The sequence below is a fragment of the Legionella lytica genome (assembly GCF_044626755.1).
In the GTDB taxonomy this organism is placed as follows: Bacteria; Pseudomonadota; Gammaproteobacteria; order Legionellales; family Legionellaceae; genus Legionella; species Legionella lytica_A.
The window spans coordinates 17,985-38,322 of sequence record NZ_JBGORX010000011.1 but is presented as its reverse complement, the minus strand read 5'-3'; the positions used below and the strand labels follow the sequence as shown (position 1 = coordinate 38,322).

Here is a 20,338-nt window from a genome sequence, read left to right as displayed (position 1 = left end):
CGGGTATGACCTCTAATCGTAAAATCATTCACATTGACATGGACTGCTTTTATGCCGCCATTGAAATGCGTGATTTTCCAGAGCTCGCCCATCGACCGATTGCGGTGGGTGGTGAGGCCGACCGGCGCGGGGTTATTGCCACATGTAATTATGCTGCACGCGCCTTTGGCGTGCGCTCGGCAATGCCTACTGCTAAGGCACGTAAGCTGTGTCGCAACCTCATCTTACGACCGGTGCGCATGGAGGTGTACCGGCAGGAAAGCCAGTACATTCGGGATCTCTTTGCAGAATACACCGATTTAATTGAGCCTTTGTCTTTGGATGAAGCCTATTTGGATGTGACCGAATCAAGCCAGTGCCAAGGCAGTGCGACTTGGATTGCCCAAGAAATTCGAGAGCGGATTTTTAAGACGCGGCAATTAACGGCCAGTGCAGGCATTGCCCCCAATAAAAGTTTGGCAAAAATTGCGAGCGATTGGCACAAGCCGAATGGGCAGAAAGTCATTAAGCCGCGTTTATGGTGGATTTACCGGTACGCAAACTCTTTGGTGTGGGGCCTAAATTAGAAGAAAAGCTGCAGGCGTTGAACATTCAAACCTGCAGTGATTTACACTATTACTCGCGGGAGCATTTAGTCAGCGCGTTCGGAATTATGGGACATCGGCTGTATGAGTTGGCGCGAGGGATAGATGAACGCCCGGTCAATCCCGAACGCATTCGTAAATCCATTAGTGTGGAAGAAACGTATTTACAGGACTTACCCGATGTCGGCACCTGTCTTGCAGCACTTCCTGAGCTCATAACGCGTTTGCAGGGGCGGATTGAACGAGCAGGCCCCTTAGGCATCCATAATGTGTTTGTTAAGTTAAAATTTAGTGATTTTCAACAAACAACAGTAGAAATGGTGCATGAGCGACTTGATGTGGCCGTGTTCAGTCAACTAATTCACGAGGGATTTTTAAGAAAGAATATGCCCGTGCGATTAGTGGGGATTGGGATTAAATTAAAGCAGCATCACATTCATGAGGGCATTCAATTGCCGCTCTTTGAGTTCAATGAGTCGTATTGCTAATTAGTGTAGATTGGTTGTAGGTACACATTAGTCAGAAATCAACATCGCGGCCTTGCTATTTAATGCGGAGAGCAAAATAGATAAGCGGTCATAGTGAGCGAGTTCAAAATTGGGGGCTTCTTCAGAGGGTGTCGAGTTTGAGTTAAGAATCTCTCCATTCACTATCTTCAATTTCTTTTGGGATGATTGAATCATTACGGTGGAATTATATAAACGCGAAATCATTTTGCTTTTACGCCGGGCTTCCGCGGCGCGTAAAAAAATACGTGCTATTTTTCGCGCTATTTGCTCTTCCAAAACCAAATCCTCTTCCGGGTTTTGCTTCTTTTCATTACTCCACCATTTTTGAAAGGTTCCCTTTCCATGAGTTCGTTCAAACTGATTTAATAGCGCGTATCCCAGGTATAGGCAGGAGCGTAGGCCTAGTTCTTCAATGGCGAGATGCTCTAAATGGTGCCTTTTTAAAAAAAGGTGCCACCCACTTTTTAGGTGTTCCGCGTGAATAGGCTCCTGCCCATACTCAATTGCATCATGGTTTTTTAACGCATGGATTAACTCTTTTAACCAGGTTAGGGCATCCTGATGCTTATGAGGGCCATTCATATAGGTTGCATCACGTTGCTTCGAAAATTCTTTGTATTCGTAATCATAAAAAATGAGGCTTGGGCGCTCTAATGTGAGTAACACATTGTATGGAGGTGAGCATTTTTTTATTTCATCCGATTCAAGTAATGCTGCCTCTAAAGGGGTATCACACTCAATGGTTTCAATGTCCCAGACTTGAGCGAGCATTTCTAACTTGCGGCGGTCTCGATTTTTAACTCCGCGAAAATAGGAATTCACTCGTGCTTTTAATGAGGTTGCTTTCCCGATGTATAAAATAGCGCCATCTTCAGCCAGCATACGGTAGACACCTGGCTTAACCGAAATATTTAGCCGTTCCAGTCGCTCAATGTTGTATTCATAACGAATGGCTTTCTTTTCCGAGGGCTTCAAGGTTAACCAGGTTTCAATGCTTGAATAGCAGGATATATTGGCCTCCAGAAGCTTAGGCAACAGCTGCTGCCACACATACAGGGTCATGGACACATGAGAGATAATTTCATTTTTTGGGGTGTTGGGCCATTTATAATGCCCGGCAATCGCTTTTAAATTGTGACTGGGGAGATGGGGTAAGAGGCGTTTCGCAATTTTTTGCGAGCAGAGTAATTTAAAATTTAACTCTTGTGTTTGCGCATGCTCTAAATAAAATTGCTTTAAAAAGCTTTTTTCAAATTGCGCATAATGCGCGATTACTATGGGTTCTGGTCCGAGCTCAGTTAAAGCCTGCTGCAATTGATTAAAAACCTGTTGAGATTCAGTACTGTGCTCGATATCTGCTTCAGTAAGATGAAGCATTTTCTTAATTTTGTTCGGAATTAACTCCTCATCCAGTTTAAGGGTTCGTTTTTGAATCTCAAGAACACTCAATGAATTGGGGTCAAAAACACTCCATCCTATTTGTAATAGTTTGCCGGTGCTCGGATGCATTCCCGTTGTTTGACAATCGAGGATGAGAATTTTTTTATGGCTGAGTTCAGTCATTTCCAATTAGGCCTCTGATTGAGTTTCTTTGTTGGGTGATTCTAAATGATTATTCGAATAGGTTTGATTCCAGAAGGATTGCACATCATTGATGATCGAGGTGGAAATGAGTTCTTGTGGTTGTTCAGAAAACCAATCTTTGGGCATACATTGACTGTATGGGGATTGAAGAAAACGATTATCCATTAATACAATTAAGCCTCGGTCTGTTTCACTGCGAATGACCCTTCCTGCGGATTGAATGGCTTTGGCCATGGCAGGATAAGTATAGGCATATTCTTGGCCCTGTTTATAATGCGTTTCGTAATAGCGTTTCATGTGTTCGCGTTCCCAATCAAAAGAGGGAAGAGGAGGTCCTACGATAAAGGCACCAATAGCAAGCTCACCAATGTAATCAATGCCTTCGGAAAATATCCCCCCTTGGACGGCAAAAAATAAATGATGTTTCCCTTTGTGATGTAGTTGTTTGAGGAGGGCGTTTGTTTCTAGTGCGTCCATTCGGCGTTCTTGCCGTATCAGTGTAAATTGCGGAAGACTAGGCATTTGTGTGTAAATTTGCTCTAAAAATTCGAAACTTGGGAAAAATACAAAATAATTTCCGGGCTTTAGCGCCGAGAGTCGAACAATGACTTCAATGATTTTAGGGCCATTTGATTTTCTATCGCGGTATTTAGTGGAGACCTGAGGAATAATAAGCAATTTACGGTTATTGGGTGAAAAGGGAGAGGAAAATTCCTCCGTATGTAACGAGGCGGTATTTAATCCAATGAGCTGACTGTAGTACTCAAAGGGTTTTAACGTGGCTGAAAAACCAATCACTTGTTGAAAATGAATGTACTGCTCTTTTAGAAAGCTGGACGCATCACAACAGCTAATTTTTAAGGCATGATGTTTGGGATGGAATGAAATAAAAAATTCATCTCCTCCTTGGTTCACACATTCCAATGCGGCGGTAAAATCAGACCAGTAATTAAATAATTTTAAAATTGGATCGTCGTTTTCAATAATTAAATCTGATTCTAAATAATCAGTAAGCAGTTGATTTAATTTTTCTTCTTGCTTCTTAAAAGCCTCTTCTGAAACCTTTGTGACATGCGGCTCATCAACGTTAGGCAGCGCACAGCCATCAATAATGGTGATGCATTGATTGATTATTTTCGTAAGTTTTTTCTGAAAGGGGTGAGGGTATCTATCCAGAGCCTCTAAATAGCGCTCAAAAAAGGCTACCTCCAATACCGGAGAAAAATAATCCATACCGCGGCTCGGTAAATTATGTACCTCATCAATGACTAAATTTGGTTTTTCATGTTCACCCAATTGCATTCCGACCACCTGAGGCTGGGTATTCATTGATGAAAAGACGTAGTTGTAGTCTCCAATTACCACATCGGCAAGAGCAATACTCTGCATCTGGAGTTCATAAGGACATACTTGATAGATCACTGCCAGTTCTTTGAATACAAAAGCATCTAAGTTTTGTTTTTTTTGAATCTTCTTTAACAATTCATGACTACTGCATTTCGTGTAATGATTTTCGGCAAATTCACATTGTTTCGTGGTGCAAATCGGTTCCTTTTTCATGCACAACTTTTTTTTAGCGGTCAGTGTAATAGAGGAGCACGAAGAGCCTTTTTCTTGAAGCAAATGCACCACATTTAAAGCCACTTGGTGTTGGCTGTTTTTCGGAGTCAAATAGAGGGTTTTTTGTCCTCGGCTTAATGACTCCTTTAACGAGGGATACAAAATAGCAATCGATTTGCCTAAACCGGTTGGGGCTTGAATGAGCATGGGCCTTTTCTTGGTCATGGAATACACCACGGATTCCATGAGTTCCTTTTGATGGGGTCTTGGTTGCGCAAAAGGAAAACAAAGTAGGCTGCCTTGCTGTTTACGGCGCTTAATACGCTTTTTTGATTCTTTGATTTCTAATACGAGCTCTTCCAGGCGGCGATTTAACCATTCTTCAAAGGCCTCTTTATTAAACTCTAAAACCAAGGGGTAGGTTTTTTTATTACGTAAGGACACAATTAATAAATTTAATTTAGGAATGGTTTTGGTTTTTAACCAATGAATATAGCCATAGATTTGCAGTTGCAGCCAATACGGGTGGGTAAAATAGTTATCTGCCAATACCTCGATTAGTTTCTGAGGGTCAAAAGCGGTTTTTATCTCTTCAATGCGAAGGGGCTCTTCCTGATAAATGCCATCCATTCTCCCGGAAATATTAAAAAGATACCTTTTATAGGAAAATTGCTGGATGATATTTACTTCTGGGGTGTAGTTTGGATTCAATTTGCTTTGTTGGAATTGAACCTGTTGATGGGCTTTTATCGCAAGCCGAGACGTCAGGTTAAAACCTGAATAGGTATCAATACTGCCTACTCGAGGAGAAGGAAGTGCTAACTCAGTAACGGATAAGTTATATGTTTTCATTACAACACGAGGAAAAGGTAGGGCGTTAAATTAAAGTGGCTCATGTTTACATGACTTTATTTTGCTCATGATAGCATAGTAGGTCTTGAATAGGTAACAGTTGCCCACTTTAAAAAAGCCTGGCTCAATTGGCTTTTTTCTTTTTATCTGTTGGTTTCGTGCGTCCTGTCGTTTTGGTTTTCCTTTCAGTACTGTGGTTCTTTTTTTTCATACTTTCTTTAAGCAAGGAGATGAAGTCAACCACCGAATCTTTGCTTTGTGTTGCTGTTTTTGAAACCTTTTTGCCTGATTTTTTAAGTTTCTGCGTTTCTTTGTCTAGCCATTTCTGCATCGTTTCTCGATATTCATTATGGTATTTTTCAGGATTCCAGGAGGTGGCCATGTCTTTAATTAAGGCCTCGGCCATTTTTATTTCTTTGTCGGCAACTTTATAGGTTTTGAGTTCATCGCGAGGAACATTAACTTCTTCCTCTTCACGAATTTCATCGGAAAAGTGGATTAAATACAAAAGTAGCGCGTGTTCATGAGGAATAATAAGACTCAATGACTCTTTGGTGCGAATAATAACTTTGGCAACACCTACTTTTTTTGTGTTTTTAAGTGCTTCACGAAGAAGTACATAGGCTTTTTTGTTTTTACTTTCAGGTTGCAGGTAATAAGGTTTTGAGTAATAAAGATTATCTATCTCGTTTAAATCCACGAATTCATCAATATTTATTGATTTAAATAAATCAGGACTCGCTTTTTGGAGGACGCTTTCATCCACAATAATGTAACTTCCTTTTTCGTATTCCCATCCTTTTACTATATTTTCCCAAGGAACTTCTTTTCCGGTATCTTCATTTACACGTTGATAACGTACTCGAGAGTTGGTTTTAGAGTCAAGAAGATGAAATTTAAGGTCGTTGTTCTCTTCAACAGATACTAAAGATACAGGAATAGAGACCAGCCCAAAAGAGATCTCGCCTTTCCATAGTGATTTAGCCATAATGCCTCCATTCCATAGGAAATTACGCAATTGCTTCCGATTCAATTACATCTATGACGGACTTAATGTCATGCCGTGGAGCTTCATTTATTTAAAAGCCTCCGGGATAATTTGACTATAGTATAGTTATTCTCTTTATGTGCGCCAGTTTATCCCTGGAAATTAAGGGGGGGAGGAATATGAGCTTCAAGGAGCCTTAATTGAAGAAGATGAAAAGTTGACCTTACTCTGCAACTTTTCTAATGATGAGCTGTTTGATAAGCAAGCAGTAAATCGGCTTTGAGCGCGGAACGCAGGGCTTTGTCTTGGTGGTACCTTTTCGCCCTTAAAATAGCAGAAGGATGATAAGTGGCTAGGATTTGATATGATGACTTATCAATTAAATTTCCCCGTTCCTTTTGTAAATGAAAAGAGGGACTAATTAATGATTTTGCAGCGGTCGCACCAAGACAAAGTACTACTTTAGGTTGCACTATTTTAAGCTCTGAGATTATCCAAGGATGGCATGCATGTATTTCTGGGGCGGAGGGCGAGCGATGTTGTCGTCTGTTTCCTATTTGTTCAAATTTAAAATGTTTCACACTGTTCGTATAATAGATAAAGTCTTCATCCAGATCGAGTTCCTCTACTAATTGGTGCAACAAGCGACCAGCACCACCCACAAATGGTTTTCCTAATAGGTCCTCCTTATTTCCGGGTTGCTCTCCCACCAACATTAAAGGGGCATGAGGATTTCCCTCACCAAAAACTATTTGGGTGGCGTGTTTATATAAATCACAACCTTGGCAATGTTGAGCGGCCTTTTTTAATTTCGCTAACGAGGAGGTTTGAGGGATGAATTCGGCAGCTGTCTTGTCCATAAAATGCTCCCTTATTGAAAGGCCAATCACAAAAATGACGAATGCGTACCCATGATTCATCTATTATTTTAGCAGATTTCGTAATAGCAATTGAATAACCAACCTTCCCGAAGCCACTTGCGATTAAGTTAATCCTGAATTAACTAGGCTATACTTAATAAAAGAAATTAGGAGAAAAACATGCGTAATGAACATCATGTACTGCCTCATGCCGCAGGTGGGTGGAATATTAAAAAAGCGGGAAAATCTCGTATCATTGCTCACCTAGATACCAAAAAAGAAGCTGTTTCAAAAGCACGCGCCTTAAGTATTCAAGAACAATCAGAGCTCATTATTCATGGGAAAAATGGAAAAATTCAAACTAAAGATAGCCATGGTCATGATCCTCGAACTATTAAAGGCTAAAAAGTGCCTTTGAGAATTTAGTAAGGTTTGGCCAGCACTTAAAAACTCCCTATTGATAAAACTCCGCAAAATGCATGTTTAATTTTTAAATTATCTCAGAATGCAAGAGTTCCTGCGGGAAAAATTCCAAATCTATTAGGGGAAATGACGAAGGCCACCTAAGTGGCCTTCCAGCGGCTGTGTCTTAATGAAAAGAACGTGGTCGCATTTTAAGTATAGATATTAATTCGATTTGTGTCAAATTTGTACATATGATTGGTTGACTAGGTTGTACAGAATGATGGGCTCCATAACGTCCATACAAGACTTATGTCGTAGGAGCTGAAGGGAGTAACTAAATTTGGTAAGAATTTAAAAGCCAATAAGCAATCTTAAAATGATTTAATCACTTGAGTACCTCTAAAAATAAGAAATTTCTCAAATGATAATGCATCCTCTTGAGCTTTATTCTTACTATTTTTTACCTATGGAGTTAGAATTCTGGGAAGGAAGTAGGATATCCATGGAAAATCACAATGACTTTTACGTTAGGGAAAAGTTTAAATCACCTGGTGCGCTTGTTGATGATAGGACTTTACCTTTGATAAGGCATAAAAGACAGCGTTTTTACAGCGCTCACTTGAAGTTCCCTTAAATAATTGAGTTTCACTAAAAAGAGTCAATTTATTGGAGATTTTAAATCCCCACGAGAAACAGACAGTACCTGGTTTAATGCCATCCATGCTTTCATCGCCAATAATTCCAGTGGTTGCAATGGCAAAATTGACTTCTTCATTTTGAAAGACTCCAAGGGCCATTTCTTTAGCCACTTCTTCACTGGTTAGCGAGTATTTTTTAATGGTTTCTTCTTTTACACCTAAATGCTTTTGTTTCGCTTTGCTACTATAGACTAAATAGCCCATGTAGATACAATCGCCGCAATTTCCATGATTTGCAAGGGTGCTTATTATTTCGCCTGCTGTACAGGATTCAGCAGTTGCCAGAGTTAATTCATGGTTTTTAAGATAATTAATTAAATCACTTATTTGTTTATCGTCCATATCACACCATAATAATAGAGTAAGAGTGCTGTTATAAACATTATAGGAAATCTTAATATCCATAGTATTCGCTAACCCTCCATATGTATACTTTTTCGGAGGTGTTTTCCCTCATATGTATGGAAGTGTTGATTTCAAACACGGAATGAGTTCTGTGATTTGTGCTTCATCGCTTTTAGGATATTTTATTTGCTTCGAGTGGAAATAATCATTAACTAAACAATCTTTAAGGATTTTTGGTGAAAATAAATAAAATGGAATTACAAAAGATAATTATTGAGGCATTAAAAGTAAGTTCTTCTTTTAATGTTGAGTATGAGTTAGAAAATCGAGTCGATTTTTTAAAAAATTATTTGCGTTCCACTAGTCAAAAAGCATTCATATTAGGAATTAGTGGTGGGATAGATTCAACTCTTGCCGGTCGTTTAGCTCAAAAAGCCGTGGAGGAGTTACGGGCAGATGCCTATCCAGCCTATTTCATCGCCGTTAGGCTCCCTTATGGGACCCAGAGCGATGAGGAGGACGCCCAGGCGGCTATTGATTACATTAAACCGGATCAGCTCCTGAATATTAACATTAAAGAAAGTAGTGATGCGATTCTTAATGCGATGCATAAAGCCTCTCATATATTTTCATCCAGCGCACAACAAGACTTTATTTTAGGTAATATTAAAGCAAGACAAAGAATGGTTGTTCAATATGCTTTGGCGAGTTCTCATCAAGGTTTGGTCATAGGAACGGATCATGCCTCTGAAGCCGTAATGGGATTTTTTACTAAGTTTGGAGACGGTGCTTGTGATGTAGCACCATTAACTGGGCTAACTAAAGGGCGTGTGAGAGAGTTAGGGTTATTTATGGGGGTTCCTTCCGCCCTGGTGAATAAAAAACCTACTGCTGATTTAGAGACTTTAGCGCCTCAACGTCTGGATGAAGATGTTTATGGAGTTACATACACACAAATAGATGCCTTTTTAGAGGGAAAACCAGTAGCTGATATGATTTATGAGAAAATTATTACAGCGTATTTTCAAAGTGAACACAAAAGGAACTTACCAATTACACCTTACTCCTCTAACTCTTCTTAAGAGTTAGGCAGTGTTTTAGAAGGTTCCCTTACGAAGTGAGGCGACCTATTCCTTCCCTCAAAATTCAAAAACATACTATCCTGCTACAACTATCCCTCATTGATGGAAGTGTTACAGCGCTACATATTAGGGGAACTCTTAATAAAGGTCATTAAATGACATTAAGTATTTCAGAACAATCAGAGCTCATAATTCATGGAAGAATTCACTCTTAACGAGAACCATGCTCAAGATCTTAAGCCACTTGCGTCTAAAAGTCCTTGGATTAGTTGTTCGCCCAACTGAAAATAGCTCTCTCTCCTAGGAGAGAATATGAGGCGAGGCCACGTAAGTGGTCTTCCAGCGGCCTGTCTCTTAATGAAAAGAATGGTCGCATTTAAGTTATAGAGAGTAAGTCAAAATATGTCAAAATCGAACGACTAGGGTTTGATTGAGGTGGTACGAAGTTTATGTAATTAAATATAAGAAAATGAAATCAATTCCTTGTAAAAGCAAAAAGAGGAAGGGGAAAGACTGAATTAATGTGTGATACGAGAATTTGAAATAAGAAATATCTTGCAGACAATTAAGCTCTTTTTACTGGCTAATTCAAATATTTTTTCTATAATGAAATCGTTTGGCGCAGCGGCAGTTGACAGGACGTCAGCCTTAAGGACTTATTTTCCTCAAGGTGTATTGTTGCTGCGCACAAGCACGACAGCAAACGAGCCTTACGAATTCCTAGTTCGTTTTTTATTTAGCTGCATGATTGTAATGTCCCATGTGTCAGTGGTAACGCATGTTTCCCGAGTATTAAAATCTTTCGCCTTTAACTTATTTATTTGCGAATATTATAGGACTATTCTCTACGTCCATTTTGATTAGATAATCATTTTCTATGCTTAACATCTACTATCCATACTTAAGTGAAGGTGGAGAGAGGTTGTTAAAAAGAAGTAAAAAATTATAGATTTCATCCGTTTCCATCTAAGCTTATAGAGGAACAAGCAATTAATTGATGTGTGTTAACTCAAGTCCAATGATAAGGAAATCCTATGAAAGCACTCTGTTGGCATGGGGCAAATTCTATTCATGTAGATAATGTGCCAGATCCCCAAATCATTAACGAATACGACGCCATAATTAAAGTAACCGCTACTGCGATTTGTGGTTCGGATTTACATTTACTTGATGGCTTAATGCCTAGCATGCAAAAAGGAGATATTTTAGGCCATGAGTTTATGGGCGAAGTAGTGGAGCTTGGTTCTGGAAAAAATAAACTTAAAGTAGGTAGTAAAGTCGTGGTTCCCTTCACGATTTCCTGTGGAAAATGCCATTTCTGTAAGAAAAAGCTGTATGCATGTTGCGAGCTATCTAATCCTAATGCTGAATTTGCACGCCAGCAATTAGGGCAAACACCAGCAGGGATGTTTGGTTACTCTCATCTCTTGGGAGGGTTTTCCGGAGGCCAGGCTGAATATGTTCGTGTTCCTTTTTCCAATATTGGCCCAATTGAAGTACCTACCTCCATTCCCGATGAAAAGGTACTTTTCTTGTCAGATATTTTCCCTACCGGATATATGGCCGCTGAGAATTGTGCCATTCAACCTGGGGATACTGTAGCGGTATGGGGATGTGGGCCTGTGGGGCAATTTGCCATTCGAAGTGCTTGGATGCTAGGAGCAGCTAGGGTCATTGCAATTGATTGTGTCGCCGAACGTCTGGAGCTTGCTGAGCAACTAGGACATGCAGAGACCATTAATTTTCAGGATGAGGACGTCTATGATGCATTGATGGTCATGACTCGAGGCTTAGGTCCAGAACGGTGTATTGATGCTGTAGGGTGTGAAGCACATACGGGTCCTAAATGGGATTCTATTGTAGATAGAGTCAAACAAATCGCTTATTTACAAACCGATAGAGCCCATGTAATCAGAGAAGCTATTCAATGTTGTGGAAAATCGGGAACGATTTCTATACCGGGAGTATATATTGATAAAATCGATAATATTCCTTGGGGAATGGCGATGAATAAGGGATTAACTTTTAGGATGGGACAAACCCACGTCCAACGATATTTACCTTTATTATTAGATAAAATTTTAAAAGATGAGATTGATCCCTCAAAAATTATTACTCACCGGATGAAGTTAGCGGATGCTCCCGATGCCTATTTGAAATTTAAAGAAAAGCAAGATGGTTGCATCAAAGTGGTTATGACTCCTTAGGAGGAATTATGGATATTTATGATTATTTAAAAATGGATCATGACAAAGTTGCCCATTTATTTAAGTTATTTGAGCAATCAACTTTGGAGTCACGAAAGCGAGAGATTGTTGCTTTGATTAATAAGGAGTTAATAGTTCATGCTCATGCCGAACAAGAAATTTTTTATAGAGCGCTCGAAAAGTTTCCTGAAACACGGGATATTGCACAGCATGGAGAACAGGAGCATCGAGAACTGGAAGCGCAACTCCAAAAAATAAATACAGCAAGTCAAGAACAATGGAATACTGAGGTCCTCGTCTTAAAAGAGCTTGTAGAGCATCATGTAAAAGATGAAGAGCAAGAAATGTTTAATCAAGCGAAATCCGTTATCTCTGAAGAGAACGCTCTGATGTTAAAGGAAAAAGTTCATTATTTAAAAGGGATTTTTTTACAGTGGTTATCCAAAAAGGAACATGAATCTTTTGAGGGAGAAGGGATTAAATGAAGAAATGGAGTGACTCACCTCGATTTCTAATTTTATTATTGCCAGTTTCTTGACCTCCAGAAACTGGCATATACGAATAAATAGGGAAACTAAAGAAAAGCAGATTTCATAAAGGAGCCTGCTTTAACTCCATTATATCTATCTTAAGAATTTTGAAACCAGATAACCAACACCTGCTGCAATAAGAATAGATGCAATCGGTTTTTCTTTGATTTGCTCCACCAGGTCATCGTAATTGGATTCTATATTTTTTTGAGCATCACAAGCCTGTTTCTTTATTGCATCACTAATGCATTCGGTTTTCTCTTTGGCTTTCTCAAGCATGTCTTCGACATTATCGTTCACTTCATCTTTAAAATGGTTAAAATTATCCATAATTTCAATCTCCGAAAAAATATTTAAAGAATTATAAATAGGGACGGCAAGCCCGTGTTGCTTCTTTTTTATTCTTCGCCAATCCATGCAAATCATTCCAAGGCCACCTATAAAAGTCGGATTATCGATATCCTACTCTCATGGTGGCCTTTATAGAGGAACTGCTCTACAGAAGAGCCCTAGGAGTTATAACTGGTAATATTGGTTAATAGACTCTGTTACGCTCCGATCCGCGAAATTAGGCCACTGTTCTTTATCGAATCCAGGCGCATTCTGTAATCGCTCCTTGGCAACATTTAAAATAAAACAATCTTCTTCCTTATCATAGGAAAAGGCCTTCCAGGGGATAGCAAAAAATTTATTTCCAAAACTCAAAAACCCACCAAAATCTAAAACCAAATAATTAACTTGTCCTGATATTTTATCGAGAACAATTTCGTTAATTTCCCCAATATCTTCTCCGGAAGTATTCTGTACTTTTACATCAGTGACTTCACTAGCTTTTACTATATTATGATTTTCCATTTTAATGCTCCTTGGGTAGGATTAATTACCATTAATCTTGGACTTCACAAGTTATTTTGGTGCAATCCCGACAGTTTTTAGCAGCAAATTCAAAACTTGATGCAGCTGCATCTTGGTGCTTCGCCATTTGATCGTCTGCTGCCTTATCAGAAGTCACATCACTGCTACTCGCATTGGTGGTACAAATCCAATTTTTTGTCAAATCCGTCTTGGTCTCGGCATAAAGACTAGAGGTACCTAATACCAGTAAAATCATTATTAATTTTTTCATATTTAAATCCTTTTAAAAAATAAATTATTTATTCTGAAAATCTTTAACTGCCTTTTCTGCTTCCTCTTTAGTATACCCATAATGCTTTTGTAACTTACCGTAAACTTCCTGATGATTTCCTTCAATTTCAGTATAGTCATCATCAGTGAGCTTCCCCCACGCCTGTTTCATTTTACCTTTTACCTCTTCCCATTTTCCTTGAAAGATATCTTTATTCATAAGAATTACTCCTGTATGTTGAAAAAATAGTCGTGCATTAACTGTATTTTCATTGGCTTTATAATTTAGAAAATGCGGGAAAATATCCACACAATAAGAAGAATGCTAACCGGAACGCCGAGTAACCAGGCAATAAAATATTTCATGACCACCTCCATGCGTATCATAGAATCTAATTATAGACCCATTTTATTACCTATGCTCAATTTCCAATCACATTTACACCATCAACAAAGACTGCTAGGTATTATATAGGTCAATAGCACTAAGTGTTGGGTTGCATAACTCTCAAGTTGTCTATAATTACGATGAGAACTTTTTTACTTTTAGTTTCTCATGCCTTTAGGAAAATCGGAGTCGTATAGATACTTACTTGTCTCTATGCCGGTTAATATAGGGAGTTCATAATGAATCTTAGTTTACTACTGTTAATCATTATTCTGCTTGCAGTATTGCCTACGTGGCCTTATAGCAGTGGGTGGGGGTATTACCCCAGTGGTGGGGTAGGAATAATACTCATCGTCCTCATTGTTGTTTTACTTACCCGAGGTGGCCCTTAACCCTCAGATGTAAATAGAAACTTGCAGTAGCAAATGTGTCTTTTAAGTCGTAGAGTTAGTAAACGAGAAGAGGTGCCTCTTTTAATACGATTAGGCTTCTCGTTCTTGTGCTACCGCTTAATAGATTCACCCAGCACCTAAGAATACTGAGGAAGATTATGATGAAAAAAATTATGATAGGCACGGTTCTTATTGTATGTGGTTCTACTGGGTTTGCAGAGAGTGTCATTAATACTCAAACCAACTCCTGGAAAAGTGTCCCCATTACTGTAGATGAAAATAATAAAACTTATACTACTTCAAAAGGATATTTAATGCCCGAGGGCAATTATTATTATACGTTCTCTGGGTATCGTTGTCTTATGAACAAGACTGAGGGTGGTGGTGAAGAACCTTTAGTATTAAAACCCGTAAATACCGGAGATAAGGAAATATATTGCTATAAAGCAGATTAATTTGCTTATACAACATAAGTATCATTTTTTAACAGGATGCGAACTGGTATGAAAAACTGGTTCATTACCTCCTGAAAGCCAGGAACTGACCAAAAAAGGAGTACGTTATGGACGCACAAAAAGACATACATATAACCACCGAAGTATTCAAGACCCCTGAGGCTGCAGAAAAGGCATATCAGGAAGCCCTTGATGCCGGTTATTCCCCCCAAGATATTACTGTGTTGATGTCGGAGGATTCGAGAAATAAATATTATAATTCAGTACTGGTAAAGGAAGGATCTAAAGCCTCGGAAGGATTGGCAGTTGGAGGAGCTACAGGTGCGGCTTTAGGAGGAATTGTAGGCGCATTAGCTGCCTTAGGAACCAGCCTTCTTATACCAGGATTAGGTCTTGTTGTCGCAGGCCCTATTGCAGCAGGATTGGCAGGCGCAGGAGCAGGAGGCATTACCGGTGGTTTGGTAGGCTCCCTTATCGGCTGGGGAATTTCTGAGGATAAGGCGAAGGTGATTGAAACAGAAATTCAATCGGGTGGTATTATTTTAGGGGTTAACGAAACCTTACCGGAGAAAGATTTGACTACACGCTGGGAAAAATACCGTAACTCCTAAGTGTTCTATGCTACCAGTTCTAAGCTGGTAGCATATTTCCTGCATATTCCATTTACCTCTGGGGCGCTCCATTCCCAAAAGTTTCAATAAATTTTTTTGAAGAACGTAATTTATCTTTTAAGGATACCATTTCTTCAACTAACAATTCTGCTTTAGTATCAGAAATAATTTTTCTTCCATCTTCAAACATGGTCGTTTCCTCATCCTCAACATGATGCTCTACGATGTGGAGAAGTTTTCCTATGTTAATTAACCATTGGCTTTCAGTCTCTGATTTATCTACAGCTTTGAGTGCTTTTTTTATTTCTTTGTGCTCCTCCTCCCCATGCTCAGCATCCTCCTTCCCTTTTGCCCTCTTTTCTAAAGCTTTATAAAAAGTATCTCGTTCGGGATCCGAATGTAACTCCAGTTCTTTCTTCACCTCTATAAATAATCGTTTTCTTTCCTCTGGATCTTGGGAATCAATAATCTTGCTAAAAAGTTTTGAAACGTTCAAGTGATCTTTATGCAAATAGTTATATATGTCCATATTATGCTCCTATTAACTTAGTGAGTTCCTTTTGAATAAACTATAATTAAACAAAGTAATCCTGTGTATTATAGATTAGCGGACTGGTTTCAACATTTATAATGAAGAAGAGAAGATATATTGACACTTCAGGGAGATTTTGATGGAACAAAATAATGAAATTGAACTTGAAAAAGAATATGGCGCATTAGCAATTGCCCACAAGTTACGAAGAATTGCAAATGCTATTGAGCAGAATAAAGGTTTTCAGATACAAATAAACAAACAGCGCATTTATGTCCCCGTAAATACTCACGTGGAATTTGAATATGAAGAAGCGGATGAAGAATGCGAGCTGGAAATTGAAATTAAGTGGAAAAAATAATAACCCTAGAGGTTTACTAAAAGATTTAACTACTAAGGATGAGCGCCCATCCAACGGATAAGTGCCCCCATTAAAGCCCCCTATTTTTATGCGGGCCCCCTCTACTTTATTAAAAACCCAAAATATAGAATCAATGTTATCACCCTACAGGGAGGTTAAGTAGTACCCTAATGCCTTCTTAACCTCCAATTAAATACACAGTTAAGGTAGGAAATTATCATTTACTTATCCAGGAGGACACTCTTGGGAACACAAGGGAACACTTCACTAAGGAACTGATTACAGGAATAAACAATTCCAGCTGACCTTAGGAGTTGAAATTATTTCCAATGAATATTAGCGATAAAAACACTAATAAATCGAGCAATGAGCAATGTTTTATTTTTTTATACACCAGATAGCGTCTTTGAGGCCATGGTAAAGAAGGGATGGAAAATATTAAGTTGTGTTATAGATATGAGCACCCCTGCCTTCAGAAGGCAAGGGTATATATTCTTACTTATGAGGTTTGTCTTGTCTTTTTTTATCGTCTTGAGAAAGATTTGTTTGTTTTTTGGTAGTACTTTTTGGTGAATGTTCTCCACCTTTAATTCGAGACTCTTGGGTTGAATTATGTCCTTTTCCACCATTTTTAGTTTGATTATTCATCATAAATCTCCTTATAAATTTCTTATCAATGTTCCTTCATGCATGAAGTATTGTTAAATATGGCCCATAATTAGTCACTTCGCAATAAAATAAAACGGGTAATTAGGTAACATAAGAAAAACAAAGGAGATTTCTCATTTTATTAATTTCAAAAACGTATTTCAGATATTTTTAAAATGAATTTCTGGCGTGTGAGAGTGACCTGAGAAGATAAATCACAAAATATAAAATTGGCCTATACTTAGTTTCTCTGAGGTGCATGCAGAAGACCATGAAGTATTTATAGCTCTGCCCGAATATACTGTCTTATCAAACTAAAGGAGTATTTATTATGAACAAAGATATATTTCAAGGAAAGTGGGAAGAGGTAAAAGGCAAAATGAAACAAGCTTGGGGAAAACTTACTGATGATGACTACACGGAAATTGAAGGAAATCATCAAGAGGTTTATGGAAAACTACAAAAACATTATGGTTATACCAAAGAAGAGGCAGAGAAAGCAGTTAAAGACTTTCAGAATAAATAATTTATTTTTAAAAGGATTTAAATATGAAAAAATTAATAATGATTTTACTGGTATTAGGTACCTCTAGTCTTTATGCCGAGACCAAGACGGATTTGACAAAAAATTGGATTTGTACCACCAATGCGAGTAGCAGTGATGTGACTTCTGACAAGGCAGCAGACGATCAAATGGCGAAGCACCAAGATGCAGCTGCATCAAGTTTTGAATTTGCTGCTAAAAACTGTCGGGATTGCACCAAAATAACTTGTGAAGTACAAGACTAATCTAAATTTGGAGTGTAGCAAAACGGTTCACTAATTAATTTGGTAGACCTAATGGAATTGCTCCATTAGGGAAATTTAATTTGACTGATTCGCTTTGCTACAGTTCATAACTCGTTCATTTCAGGATTTTAGATTTTTAAAGGAAATTGAAATTAAAATTACTCTGAGTTACTCTTTCTTTTGAGTCAATTATTTAGATTGATAGTAATGGATAAGCTTACTTTTAATACTACTGAAGATACTATTTTTATAATCAATAGAAAATTGGACGAATGTGGTACCCTTCAGAATTTATTTAGGGCAGTCAATCTCCGTGTTCAGACTTATGATAATCCGTCTACTTTTTTAAATGAATATACCTATCAAACCGGATGCTTAATTTTAGATGTACGCTTTCCGGTCATGAGCGGTTTAGAATTACTCAATAAATTAGAAGAGAATAATATTTCTTTGTCACCCATTGTTATTACATCTGATGGGGATGTTCCTATGGCGGTAACAGCAATGAAATCAGGTGCAGAGGATTTTCTTACGAATCCAATAAATCCGCACTATTTATTAGAAACGGTTCAAAGATGCCTCAAAATGAATAAGACGTCACGTTTGTCTAATGCAAATACCCTTATAGAAGACTTTCGTAAATTAACATCGCGAGAAGTCGAAGTTTTTAAAGAAGTTACGGAAGGAAAATCTAATAAACAAATCGCTAGGGATCTAAATATTTCCCTTTCTACGGTGGAGGCCCATCGAGCTAAGGTGATGAAAAAAACAAACTCTAAATCATTCGCCTCCTTAGTTAAATTTTATTTTAATTTAAGTCAATTGCCACAATTTAGGTTTCAATAAAACCTACTTAATTAGTAAATTTAAGTTCCTAAGTTCTTCAGAGAGTTAAGGAAAAAGTACCCTAAAATTTAAATTAGAAAAATGGAGTTTTTAATATGGATGAGCAAAAGAATAATAAACCGTTGTTTTCACAATTTGCGCAGTGGATTTCAGAACTGAGTGGGAAGGCGGGATCTTTTTTATTGGCTTCCCTCCTCATTGTTATTTGGTTAGTAACCGGCCCTTTTTTTAATTATTCCGACACATGGCAACTTTTAATTAATACAGGAACCACGATTGTAACTTTTTTAATGGTGTTTTTGATTCAAAATACTCAGAACAGAGATACAAAAATTATCAATTTGAAATTAGATGAATTAATTAAGTCCCATCTACGTGCGGATAATTTATCGATTGACTTAGCCTCCTTATCCGATAAGGAACTAGAAAAATTAGAGAAACACTATAACAAAGTATGTCATGAGCGCTCTCAAAGAATGAATAAGAATGAGTAAATACATTTGACCTTGACCCTAAATAAGGAAACCTATACGCAGAATGAAAAGGGATTAATTTCTTTATAAGAAAGTCATAACTAATTTATAGAAGATAAAATTGGTGAGGGTCCTTGGGGAGCAGGAAATCTTATATACCTTCATCAACTTAAAAAAGTTGGGGAACATCCAACATTATTATTCATCGGTAATCGATTATTTACTTGAAACACTAAGCCGTTGAAATACTATAGAAGCGCTCATACCATGAAAAACAATAGAAACGAGCACAATGAAGACAGTCATACGCCATAACTGTGGTCCGAATTTAAGAAAATAAGAACTATGGTTCAGAGCATATGCCAGATAATAAAAGGACCCTATACCTCGTATACCAAATATAGATATAACAGCTCTATGATAAAAAGGTATCTTGGAAGCAATTAATCCAATTAATCCGGTGATAGGTCTTATAAATAACAAAAAAATTAAAGAAGCTATTATTTCATTTCTTGTAATTTGTGTAAAAAGGCCTTGATAAACTAATACGCTCATAATGACTAAGAGCAACGGAATGATGAGTCGCTCAAGTTGTTCTGTAAAATTGTATAATGTAGTATGTAAAATATGATCGTGATCGTAGTGCCGAAATACATGAGCAGCTACAAATACTCCCACAAAACCATACCCATTAATTAACTGGACACCGCCATAAGCTAGAAAAGTTAAAGCGACTGCAATAAATCCATCCCGAGGCCCAAATACGGTTGTGGGCTTAAGAATTATTCTGGCTGTTAGATAGCCAATTCCGATTCCGGCAATAATACCCGCGCCTATTTTCCACAGGAAACTCCATAGCATCCAGGGTATTATAGAGTGAGCTGTTATTGGAATTATTGTTAAAGCTATAGCAAATTGCACGAATGGAAATGCTAGTCCATCATTAAGACCTGCTTCACTAGTTAATGCAAAGCGAACATCATGTTCCTCACCTTTTCCCGGTGGTCCTACTTGCACATCACTAGCTAGTACGGGATCCGTTGGCGCAATAAGCGCCCCTAATAAAAAAGATACAATGAATGGCATATCTAATAGGAACATTAATAATAATGTCATGAATCCAATTGAAAGAGGTAATGTGATTCCCAAAAGTCGCCAAGTCACGTTCCAATTGCCCCATCCCACTGGACGATCCAGTTTTAAACCTGCACCCAATAAAGAAATGATCAGCGCTAACTCTGTTAGACGTTCCGTTAATTGGCTATTTTTTAAAGGATTCACATTAGGCAAATTTGTATTTAAGATCGCTACAAAAATACCCACGATTAACCAAATCATAGGCAGAGAGAAAGGGGCCTTCTTTAATTTAGAAGGTAACCATGCAGATGCCAGAAAAGCGGCTCCAAATATAAAAATGAGGATATCGTAGTGTTTCAAGTTAATTATTCCATTCTTCTCATTTTATTTATAAACGATGCCTTTTTATATTCTGTTTTGGTTAAACAGGGCCATAA

Annotated in this window: 24 protein-coding genes and 1 pseudogene; 13 read left to right on the top strand and 12 right to left on the bottom strand. The window is 38.1% G+C overall.

The window, feature by feature from the left end; genetic code table 11:
- Window positions 1-5: 5 nt before the first annotated feature.
- A pseudogene (dinB, locus tag ACD661_RS15500) lies at window positions 6-1,072 on the top strand (DNA polymerase IV).
- A gap of 27 nt (window positions 1,073-1,099) precedes the next feature.
- Here the strand turns inward: dinB and ACD661_RS15495 are convergent.
- The 4 genes from ACD661_RS15495 to ACD661_RS15480 all read right to left on the bottom strand — a co-directional run bounded on the left by ACD661_RS15495 (window position 1,100) and on the right by ACD661_RS15480 (window position 6,937).
- Window positions 1,100-2,656 carry a GIY-YIG nuclease family protein gene (locus tag ACD661_RS15495; RefSeq protein ID WP_400188775.1) on the bottom strand — a complete coding sequence of 519 codons (1,557 nt, stop codon included), beginning with the start codon at window positions 2,654-2,656 and terminating at the stop codon, window positions 1,100-1,102.
- Window positions 2,657-2,662: 6 nt separating this feature from the next.
- Window positions 2,663-5,089 (bottom strand): ATP-dependent DNA helicase, encoded by a 2,427-nt coding sequence (locus ACD661_RS15490; protein WP_400188774.1) that lies wholly within the window; start codon window positions 5,087-5,089, stop codon window positions 2,663-2,665.
- A 124-nt stretch (window positions 5,090-5,213) separates the two neighbouring features.
- Window positions 5,214-6,077 carry a non-homologous end joining protein Ku gene (ku, locus tag ACD661_RS15485; protein WP_400188773.1) on the bottom strand — a complete coding sequence of 288 codons (864 nt, stop codon included), beginning with the start codon at window positions 6,075-6,077 and terminating at the stop codon, window positions 5,214-5,216.
- 239 nt (window positions 6,078-6,316) lie between these two features.
- Window positions 6,317-6,937: a UdgX family uracil-DNA binding protein gene (locus tag ACD661_RS15480; protein WP_400188772.1), complete on the bottom strand. Its 621-nt coding sequence runs from the start codon at window positions 6,935-6,937 to the stop codon at window positions 6,317-6,319.
- 180 nt (window positions 6,938-7,117) lie between these two features.
- Here ACD661_RS15480 and ACD661_RS15475 point away from each other — a divergent pair, with 180 nt between their 5' ends.
- A complete protein-coding gene (locus ACD661_RS15475; protein ID WP_400188771.1) occupies window positions 7,118-7,342 on the top strand; it encodes a DUF2188 domain-containing protein in 225 nt (74 codons plus the stop codon).
- A 539-nt stretch (window positions 7,343-7,881) separates the two neighbouring features.
- Here the strand turns inward: ACD661_RS15475 and ACD661_RS15470 are convergent.
- Entirely contained in the window at window positions 7,882-8,382 is a 501-nt protein-coding gene (locus ACD661_RS15470; protein ID WP_400188770.1) for a CinA family protein, read from the bottom strand.
- 239 nt (window positions 8,383-8,621) lie between these two features.
- Here ACD661_RS15470 and nadE point away from each other — a divergent pair, with 239 nt between their 5' ends.
- The 3 genes from nadE (at window position 8,622) to ACD661_RS15455 (ending at window position 12,159) form a co-directional block, all read left to right on the top strand.
- The gene (gene nadE / locus ACD661_RS15465) at window positions 8,622-9,467 is read left to right on the top strand and encodes an ammonia-dependent NAD(+) synthetase (RefSeq protein WP_400188769.1); all 846 of its coding nucleotides are present in this window, start codon (window positions 8,622-8,624) and stop codon (window positions 9,465-9,467) included.
- A 1,034-nt stretch (window positions 9,468-10,501) separates the two neighbouring features.
- On the top strand, window positions 10,502-11,674 hold the full coding sequence (locus ACD661_RS15460; protein WP_400188768.1) for a zinc-dependent alcohol dehydrogenase: 1,173 nt from the start codon (window positions 10,502-10,504) through the stop codon (window positions 11,672-11,674).
- Window positions 11,675-11,682: 8 nt separating this feature from the next.
- Window positions 11,683-12,159, top strand: a complete 477-nt coding sequence (locus ACD661_RS15455) for a hemerythrin domain-containing protein (protein WP_400188767.1) — start codon at window positions 11,683-11,685, stop codon at window positions 12,157-12,159.
- Between the two features lie 138 nt (window positions 12,160-12,297).
- On the opposite strand, the gene ACD661_RS15450 is transcribed toward ACD661_RS15455, so the two are convergent.
- From ACD661_RS15450 to ACD661_RS15435, 4 genes are all read right to left on the bottom strand, one after another.
- Window positions 12,298-12,621: a hypothetical protein gene (locus tag ACD661_RS15450; RefSeq protein ID WP_400188766.1), complete on the bottom strand. Its 324-nt coding sequence runs from the start codon at window positions 12,619-12,621 to the stop codon at window positions 12,298-12,300.
- Between the two features lie 99 nt (window positions 12,622-12,720).
- Entirely contained in the window at window positions 12,721-13,059 is a 339-nt protein-coding gene (locus ACD661_RS15445; protein WP_400188765.1) for a PRC-barrel domain-containing protein, read from the bottom strand.
- 31 nt (window positions 13,060-13,090) lie between these two features.
- Entirely contained in the window at window positions 13,091-13,330 is a 240-nt protein-coding gene (locus tag ACD661_RS15440; protein WP_400188758.1) for a hypothetical protein, read from the bottom strand.
- A gap of 24 nt (window positions 13,331-13,354) precedes the next feature.
- Window positions 13,355-13,549: a CsbD family protein gene (locus ACD661_RS15435; protein ID WP_400188759.1), complete on the bottom strand. Its 195-nt coding sequence runs from the start codon at window positions 13,547-13,549 to the stop codon at window positions 13,355-13,357.
- A gap of 407 nt (window positions 13,550-13,956) precedes the next feature.
- On the opposite strand from ACD661_RS15435, the gene ACD661_RS15430 reads away from it, so the two are divergent.
- From ACD661_RS15430 to ACD661_RS15420, 3 genes are all read left to right on the top strand, one after another.
- Window positions 13,957-14,109, top strand: a complete 153-nt coding sequence (locus tag ACD661_RS15430) for a DUF3309 family protein (RefSeq protein ID WP_400187994.1) — start codon at window positions 13,957-13,959, stop codon at window positions 14,107-14,109.
- A 158-nt stretch (window positions 14,110-14,267) separates the two neighbouring features.
- Window positions 14,268-14,564: a hypothetical protein gene (locus ACD661_RS15425; RefSeq protein WP_400188764.1), complete on the top strand. Its 297-nt coding sequence runs from the start codon at window positions 14,268-14,270 to the stop codon at window positions 14,562-14,564.
- 107 nt (window positions 14,565-14,671) lie between these two features.
- Window positions 14,672-15,175: a hypothetical protein gene (locus ACD661_RS15420; protein WP_400188763.1), complete on the top strand. Its 504-nt coding sequence runs from the start codon at window positions 14,672-14,674 to the stop codon at window positions 15,173-15,175.
- 52 nt (window positions 15,176-15,227) lie between these two features.
- On the opposite strand, the gene ACD661_RS15415 is transcribed toward ACD661_RS15420, so the two are convergent.
- A complete protein-coding gene (locus tag ACD661_RS15415) occupies window positions 15,228-15,704 on the bottom strand; it encodes a hemerythrin domain-containing protein (RefSeq protein ID WP_400188762.1) in 477 nt (158 codons plus the stop codon).
- Window positions 15,705-15,846: 142 nt separating this feature from the next.
- Between ACD661_RS15415 and ACD661_RS15410 the strand changes: the two genes are divergently transcribed.
- Entirely contained in the window at window positions 15,847-16,068 is a 222-nt protein-coding gene (locus ACD661_RS15410) for an amphi-Trp domain-containing protein (protein ID WP_400188761.1), read from the top strand.
- A 495-nt stretch (window positions 16,069-16,563) separates the two neighbouring features.
- Here ACD661_RS15410 and ACD661_RS15405 read toward each other — a convergent pair whose 3' ends face one another.
- Entirely contained in the window at window positions 16,564-16,719 is a 156-nt protein-coding gene (locus tag ACD661_RS15405; RefSeq protein WP_400188760.1) for a hypothetical protein, read from the bottom strand.
- Between the two features lie 328 nt (window positions 16,720-17,047).
- Between ACD661_RS15405 and ACD661_RS15400 the strand changes: the two genes are divergently transcribed.
- The 4 genes from ACD661_RS15400 to ACD661_RS15385 all read left to right on the top strand — a co-directional run bounded on the left by ACD661_RS15400 (window position 17,048) and on the right by ACD661_RS15385 (window position 18,845).
- Window positions 17,048-17,242 (top strand): CsbD family protein, encoded by a 195-nt coding sequence (locus ACD661_RS15400; RefSeq protein ID WP_400188759.1) that lies wholly within the window; start codon window positions 17,048-17,050, stop codon window positions 17,240-17,242.
- Window positions 17,243-17,265: 23 nt separating this feature from the next.
- The gene (locus tag ACD661_RS15395; RefSeq protein ID WP_400188758.1) at window positions 17,266-17,505 is read left to right on the top strand and encodes a hypothetical protein; all 240 of its coding nucleotides are present in this window, start codon (window positions 17,266-17,268) and stop codon (window positions 17,503-17,505) included.
- Between the two features lie 207 nt (window positions 17,506-17,712).
- Window positions 17,713-18,351: a response regulator transcription factor gene (locus ACD661_RS15390; RefSeq protein WP_400188757.1), complete on the top strand. Its 639-nt coding sequence runs from the start codon at window positions 17,713-17,715 to the stop codon at window positions 18,349-18,351.
- 95 nt (window positions 18,352-18,446) lie between these two features.
- Window positions 18,447-18,845, top strand: a complete 399-nt coding sequence (locus ACD661_RS15385; protein ID WP_400188756.1) for a low affinity iron permease family protein — start codon at window positions 18,447-18,449, stop codon at window positions 18,843-18,845.
- A 195-nt stretch (window positions 18,846-19,040) separates the two neighbouring features.
- Here ACD661_RS15385 and ACD661_RS15380 read toward each other — a convergent pair whose 3' ends face one another.
- Window positions 19,041-20,261 (bottom strand): cation:proton antiporter, encoded by a 1,221-nt coding sequence (locus ACD661_RS15380; RefSeq protein WP_400188755.1) that lies wholly within the window; start codon window positions 20,259-20,261, stop codon window positions 19,041-19,043.
- Between the last annotated feature and the right edge of the window lie 77 nt (window positions 20,262-20,338).